We start from the raw sequence: 7,005 nt of genomic DNA on the forward strand, positions 1-7,005 counted from the left end.
ACAAAGGCTGGGATGCCAGAAAGCGTGCGTATTGCTTGAAAATCCAGCCAGCTACAGGGTCGTTCGCAAGAAATCTTATTTATTCAACAAAGCCGCTTTAATGATCAATTTACCGGTTTAGCCGTCTCGCTGTCTGACAATTTAGTCATCATGTTAAACTTCGCTCAGGTACTGCCTGACCAGAGTACTGGGCTACCAGCCTGTACTTAATACACCATCAAAAGGTGACAGGAGTATTCACCCACAACACTTTGGCAACCGTTGTGCCGGAATTGCGGTAACCGTGCGGCACGTTGCTGGGAAAATAGAACGAGTCCCCGACACTCAGTGCGTAAACCTGATCGCCAAGGTAAAGCGCAACCTCTCCCTCAAGCACATAGCCCATCTCTTCTCCGTGATGTTCAATCTGTCCGTCACTGGCGACACCGGGTTCAATAACATGAATATTGCCCTGCAACAGGCCGCCTTTATGGTGATGTGTTAGGTTTTCCAACTCAATGCCACCTTTCCTGTTACGGTGCACAAAGAGTTTGCGTCGGCGGCTGTCCGCCTTCATCACGGGTGAATCGGCCACCCAACTTTCAGCCATCAGGTCAGAGATGTTGGTTTCAAGTGCGGTGGCCAAACGGTGTAGCATTGCCAGAGACGGTGCAGCGATCTCATTCTCCAGCTTCGACAGCAAACTCTCTGAACAGCCGACTTTTTGCGCCAGTTGCTTCAGGGTGATCTCCTGCGCTAAGCGCGCATGGCGTAGTCGCATGCCTAAATCTGATAACCCTATTCCACTGGCTTCGCCGTTTTTTTTCATACTTTGCTTCTGTCACTTTCTATTAAAACGCCCGACATTGGCCGGGCACGTTAATGCCTGAACGAGCAGGCTGGCTTATCAAGCCGCTACGTAGAAATGCACCGGCTGTGGATCACAGCTGTTAATTGGCACGATATCCTGCGGGCATGCCGACATCACCACAATACAATCCAGCTCGGCACGAATCTCTACGTAGTCGCCTGCCTGGCTCACCGTTGGCAGCCAGGAGATGGAATTGTCGGCATTGACCGGGATATTCATCCACAGGTTCAGTGGCTGCGGCACTTCACGGGCGCGCAAACCGATAGCGTTCAGTGCCAGGCGCATATTGTCGGCACAGCTGTCGTGATAATCAGTCACGCCTAAATTTGTGTAACGATGCAGGTCACAAGCGGCTATCAGCGTATCGTGAATGCCTGGCGAAGTGTCAGTCAGCAGCGTACCAATCGGACGACGTTGGTTGGTGACTAAGGCATCGCCTTCCTTCGGGATGATCTTATCAATATAGGCTCGGGTATGTTCCATCGAGGAGAACTCGCTGAGATCATCGCTGTTGAACAGCCAAGTATCGCAAACCTGACTGCCGGGCGTGTTGATAATACGAATAATTTGCCCCTTTCTCAAACGCACGGCGCAGCCGCAACGTGCCGGCACAGTGTACAGTTCTCCGGGAATCGGCGTACCGTCTGCAGAAATCGCGGAAGATAACGTGGTGTTGCTGCCCAGCGCACTGCCGTTGTCTTTGTCACAGCATGCAGGATAGGTTGATGTGCTCATGGATTAACTCCTTCAGGTTGATTGGCCAGTTCTGTCAGGCAGTGCGCTAACGCTTTGGCGCCAAGATACAGATATTGAGGGTCAGTGTGCTCAGCCGGATTATGGCTAATACCACAATGGCTGGGGACGAAAAACATGCTGGTTGGGCAGTGTCCGGCAAGATGCATCGCATCGTGGAAGGCGCCGGACATTAGCTTCATCGCCGCGATTCCCAGCGCCTCAGCGCTGGCATGCTGCTGTGATATCAATCCGACGTCAAAGGCCACTGGCTGATGATGAAACAGGCTTTTGACCTGAACATTCACGGCGGCAAATTGCTGCATGACGGCGTCAAACTCCGCGAGAACTGAGGTGTCAGCATGGCGAAAATCTATGGTAAAACTCACCCGCGAGGCGGTAGTGTTAATGGCGTTTGGCGCTATGTCCCAGCGCCCAAAAGTCAAACGTAATTCTTCCGCTGGCAGATGCGCCATCGCCAGTTCGACCTGATGAGCCGTGTGACGGGCGAGCGTCATCGCATCCTGACGCACAGCCATGGGCGTCGTGCCGGCGTGTGCCGATTCGCCGTAACAGGTAACCTGATACCAACGCACGCCCTGAATACCACTGACCACAGCCAGCGGCAGCGCGGCCTGCTCCAGCACGGGTCCCTGCTCAATATGTAGCTCAATAAAGGCAGCAAAGGGAACGCGGGCACGGCGGGGTAAATGGGGAAAACGGTCATGGCACCGTTGCAGCGCTTGCGCCACTGTGGTTCCACTTGCATCCTGATGAGCCAAATAATTGTTCAAGCGCGAGGGTTCGACATAAGCGCTGGATCCCATTGCGCCCGGCGCGAAACGACTGCCCTCTTCATTCATCCAGACTGCGACCTCGATTGGGCGACGCGTCGTAATCCCCGCATCATGCAATGCGCTCAGGCACTCCATTCCCGCGATAACGCCATAGCAACCGTCAAGATTTCCCCCAGACGGTTGGGTATCAATATGGCTGCCGGTAACCACAGGCGGCAAAGCCTCTTGTCCGGCACGACGAATGAAAAGATTGGCACTGTCATCGGTTATCACTTCACAGCCCAGTGAGCCGGCCCAATCGATTAACCAGGCGCGTGCATCCAGTTCCACAGTCGACAGTGCCTGGCGATCAACGCCACCATTTTCCTGCGCGCCAAAGCGGGCAAGTTGCGCCAGTCTGTCCAACAGACGCTGCTGGCTGACTTGCGCCACGACCTGCATCGGGGTGATATCAGGCATCGTTTATCTCCCCTTCGTCCAGTTGCAACGGGCGCTTAAACCAGGGCGCGAGGAAATTCTTCAGTCGATCGGTCTGGGGCTGACGAAACAGCTTATCTGGCGCACCGCTTTCAATAATCGAACCGCCCGCCATGAATACCATGCGTGAGGAAATTTTTGCAGCGAATGACATTTCATGGGTCACCATCACCATGGTCATCCCGTCATTGGCCAGGGCTTTCACCACGTCCTGTACCTCTTCCACACGCTCCGGGTCCAGTGCAGAAGTAGGCTCGTCCAGCAACATAAGCTCCGGCTCCAGCGCCAGTGCTCGGGCAATACCAACGCGCTGTTGTTGTCCTCCAGAAAGGCGAGCTGGCCGCGCACTGGCTTTTTCCGCCATTCCCACCTGCGCCAGTGCTTGCACCGCTTTCTTTCGCGCCACATCGCGTGGCGTTTTCTTGCCAAGAATTAGCGGTGCGCAGACATTTTCTAATACCGTCATATGTGGCCACAGATTAAATTGCTGAAACACCATAGCCAGTGGACGACGCACCTCGGCAATCAACGCTGCGCTGTCACGATCTTTCAGGCTACGGCTGTTGCTGCTGTACCCCAGAAGCTGCCCTTTGATCAGCACGTCTCCTTCGTCATAGGCTTCGAGAAAATTCATGCAGCGCAGCGCGGTGGTTTTACCCGAGCCTGAAGGGCCGATAAGCGTCACGATCTCACCGGTACTGACGGTGAGATTGATATCCGCAAGCACCCGATTGTCGGCAAATGACTTGCCAACACGGCGTAGTTCAAGAATAGGTTGGGGATGCATGCTCTTATCCTTCTACAGAGGTGCGGCTCAACAGACGCACGCCGATACTGACACCCTGAGCCAGCAGCCAGTAGCTGAGGATCAACAGGGTGTACGGCACGATATAGGTGTAGGTGTTGGCGACAATTTGCCCGGTCGTCATAGTCAGTTCAGGCACGGTAATCACCGAAGCCACCGCGCTTTCTTTAATCGTGGAAATAAACTGATTACCCAGTAATGGAAGGCTGAAACGAAGCGCCTGCGGCGTCTGGATATGCCAGAAGCTTTTCCAGGCAGAAATATCGTGTACCTGCGCAGCTTCCAGTTGTCCGACACTGATGCTCTTCCATGCAGCGCGGAAAATTTCGCTGAAGTAAGCGGTACTGTATAGTGCCAGTGAAATCACTGTGGCTTCGACGGCGCTAAGCGTGATGCCGATTGCCGGCAGGCCAAAGTAGAACACCGCCAGCTGCGCTAAATAGGGTGTGCCGCGTACCAGCCAGACATAAGTGCGCCACAATCCGTACAATAACGTATTCATACGGCTCATGGCCTGCGCAGCGAAACCGATGAGAGCGCCTGACAACGCAGCACATAAACTGATACCGAGCGTAACGACGAGAGCGTGACCAAAATCGGGAATATAGCGCAGGAAGTCGTTCATTGGCCCTCCTTCTGCCAGCGGCGTTCAGCATAGCTGCCCAGCAGCGAAAGCAGGCTGGTGAGTACCAGGTACGACAGCGCGATAGCAATATAGACTTCCAGCGGCCGGTAGGTTGAGGAGGCAAGTTGTTGCCCGACTCGCATAAGATCCGTAATGGCAATCACTGACACTACTGCAGAAGCCTTGATCACGTCGATCAACTCGGAAATTAACGACGGTAACGTCAAACGCAGCACCTGCGGGATCTGGATATGCCACAGCGCCTGACGTGGCGTCAGCCCACAGATTGACGCAGCCTCCAGTTGTCCTGGCGCAATGGCCTGAAAACCGCTGCGCAAAATCTGTGACTGGTAAGCTGCGGTATTCAACGTGAGTGCGATAACAGCGGCCAGGTAGCCAGGCAATGACAGGCCCAGCTCACCCGGCAGGTAATAACAGAGCAAGACCTGTGCAATAACCGGCGTGCCACGAAACAGGCTGATATACACACGGGCGACTCTGCACGCGATTGATGACTGGCCGTTCTCCATCAGATGAATCACCACACCGACAAAAAAACCGGCAACGATGGCAACGATGCACAATGAGGCGGTAGTCACCGCGCCATTCATTAACATCGGCAGCCAACGGGTCAGCAGTGAGAAAAATTCACCCATGTTCTCACCACTTACAGTGCGGGTGCGGGCATTTTGTCCGCCGGCACGTCCATCACGAAACCAAACCATTTCTGCTGAAGGGCTTTCATCGTGCCATCTTTGTTGGCTTCGCTGATGCCATCGCTGAGAAGCTTCACTAAAGATGCGCTGTCAGTATCCTGACGCCCGACCCAACCGAAATAGGTAGTGGGTCCGAGCATGGGCTTCAGGGTGGTGAAAAGGCCCGGGCGTGACTTGATCAGGGGACCAAGGTTGGCAAGAGATTGCGCGACACCATCCAGACGTTTGTTTGCCAGATCGGCGTAGGCCTCATCAAAAGAGACGTACTGCTTGATCTCTTTGATGCCCGGCTTGCCGCTGGCCTTCAGTTTTGCATTGAACTCCTGCAACACCTGCAACTGACCTGAGCCCGCCTGGGATCCGACTATTTTGCCGCTCAGATCCTCTAATGTGGTAATGGTGCCGTCATTTTCACGTTTAAGCAGCGCAACAGTAGATTCTGCAATCGGTACGGTAAACGCGAAGTGCGCAACGCGCTGTTTGTTTACGGTGACTGCCGTGACCACAAAATCGAATTTCTTGGCATCCAGCCCGGGCAGGATGCCCTGAAACGGCAGGTCAAGCTGTTTAACCGCCACGCCAGGCAGCTTTTTCTCCAGAATATGGTTCATCAGATCGACGTCATAACCCACGATCTTGCCGTTTTCTACCGACTCAAAGGGGGCGTAACGCGCCTCAGTCGCAATGGTGATAGTTTTTTCTTCTTTGATGCGATCCAGCACATCTGCACTGTGAGCCGTCGCGGAAAATCCGCCGATTACACATAGCATCGCCCAGTTGAGAGAAAGCGCCTTTTTACGTCGTTTCATGTTTGCCACCCCGGTGAAAGTATTTTGAAATCTATTCAAGTTATTTGAACTGGGTGAAATAAGCATGAAGCATGCCAGTCGAAAACAACCAGCACCAAAAAGTGATGCAATTTTTTTAAACACATGATTTTAAATTTAAAAAGCAATAATCTTATTTAGCAGATGTCGGCGTTTTACAGATAGGATTGCGAGGCTTGCTGGCTGCAAATGCACAGAAATAATGCAGCCGCGATATTTATTGGTGCAGAAAGAAAGGAGCACTGCAGAAGAAATGCCCCCTCGCAGAATAAGATGCGGACAAGAAGCGGCAGCGTAAAGCCAATGAAACGGATCGGATAAAGCTATAAAAGTCCCCGTCTTTCATCAGGTTGTTCTCTGTCATCGTAAAACTCATCCAGACATTCGCACCTCATGCAAGAGCAATGCCTTTCTTTTAGCCGTATATGCGTCCAGCTCCCGGTTAAACGCTTCCGGATTTAAGTAGTCACGTAAGGCTTCCAGCACCAGTTGCTGCTGAGCGTTCCCGATACGTCCGTTGTTATCTGCCCCTGAGAAGTGGTCGGCTGTAGTGGTTTACTGAATTTGGCCACCTGAACAGAGGTGATATGCTCATCTCAGAACAACAGATGTGTCCCAATGAAAAGAAGAAATTTCAGCGCAGAGTTTAAATTCGAATCCGCTCAAATGGTCCTTGACCAGAGCCACACCATTGCAGATGCAGCCAATACTACGGATGTTGGTCTTTCTACCTCAATACTTTTTCCAAGCGCAACGGCTGCATCAGCGTGACCAGCTCATCGAGAAACTCCTTTAGGTCGCGCTGGCGGATATGCTTCTGCAGCAGAGTAAGGATGATTTGCCGAGGCAAAACGCCAGCGTCGTTTATTTCAAATAATGTTGGCTTTGCTAATCATTAAAATCAACAGGCAGCCAGAGCGGCTGCCTGATCAGAGCGTCGATATAATCCCGGCTCGTAATGTAAGGCGAGCCGGAATGTCAGGCTGACGCCGAAGCCGTTGCAGCTTGACTGGCGTGGATGTTCAGCACGTTGCTGAGAATGGAGAGCGCCTGATGAAACTGCGTCTCCGGAATGGTCAGAGGGGCTTTGTTGAATAAATAAGATTTCTTGCGAACGACCCTGTAGCTGGCTGGATTTTCAGGCAATACGCACGCTTTCTGGCATCCCAGCCTTTG

The 7,005-nt window shown here is 52.8% G+C and carries 8 protein-coding genes; all 8 read right to left on the reverse strand.

The window, feature by feature from the left end:
* Window positions 1–217: 217 nt before the first annotated feature.
* A complete protein-coding gene (locus FHW04_RS23210) occupies window positions 218–808 on the reverse strand; it encodes a cupin domain-containing protein (protein WP_094106479.1) in 591 nt (196 codons plus the stop codon).
* 78 nt (window positions 809–886) lie between these two features.
* On the reverse strand, window positions 887–1,585 hold the full coding sequence (locus FHW04_RS23215) for a DUF1989 domain-containing protein (protein ID WP_094106478.1): 699 nt from the start codon (window positions 1,583–1,585) through the stop codon (window positions 887–889).
* The gene (locus FHW04_RS23220; protein WP_252867578.1) at window positions 1,582–2,838 is read right to left on the reverse strand and encodes a M20 family metallo-hydrolase; all 1,257 of its coding nucleotides are present in this window, start codon (window positions 2,836–2,838) and stop codon (window positions 1,582–1,584) included. Before FHW04_RS23220 ends, FHW04_RS23215 begins: the two co-directional genes overlap by 4 nt.
* Window positions 2,831–3,643, reverse strand: a complete 813-nt coding sequence (locus tag FHW04_RS23225; protein WP_089562624.1) for an amino acid ABC transporter ATP-binding protein — start codon at window positions 3,641–3,643, stop codon at window positions 2,831–2,833. Before FHW04_RS23225 ends, FHW04_RS23220 begins: the two co-directional genes overlap by 8 nt.
* A gap of 4 nt (window positions 3,644–3,647) precedes the next feature.
* Window positions 3,648–4,286 (reverse strand): amino acid ABC transporter permease, encoded by a 639-nt coding sequence (locus tag FHW04_RS23230; protein ID WP_089562625.1) that lies wholly within the window; start codon window positions 4,284–4,286, stop codon window positions 3,648–3,650.
* Window positions 4,283–4,942 (reverse strand): amino acid ABC transporter permease, encoded by a 660-nt coding sequence (locus tag FHW04_RS23235; RefSeq protein WP_094106477.1) that lies wholly within the window; start codon window positions 4,940–4,942, stop codon window positions 4,283–4,285. Before FHW04_RS23235 ends, FHW04_RS23230 begins: the two co-directional genes overlap by 4 nt.
* Before the next feature lie 11 nt (window positions 4,943–4,953).
* A complete protein-coding gene (locus FHW04_RS23240) occupies window positions 4,954–5,877 on the reverse strand; it encodes a transporter substrate-binding domain-containing protein (protein WP_227022007.1) in 924 nt (307 codons plus the stop codon).
* 930 nt (window positions 5,878–6,807) lie between these two features.
* A partial coding sequence (locus tag FHW04_RS23245; RefSeq protein WP_227022006.1) for a hypothetical protein occupies window positions 6,808–7,005 on the reverse strand: 198 nt, incomplete at its 5' end.

This window comes from Pantoea sp. AN62 (assembly GCF_050432985.1).
GTDB lineage: Bacteria > Pseudomonadota > Gammaproteobacteria > Enterobacterales > Enterobacteriaceae > Pantoea > Pantoea brenneri.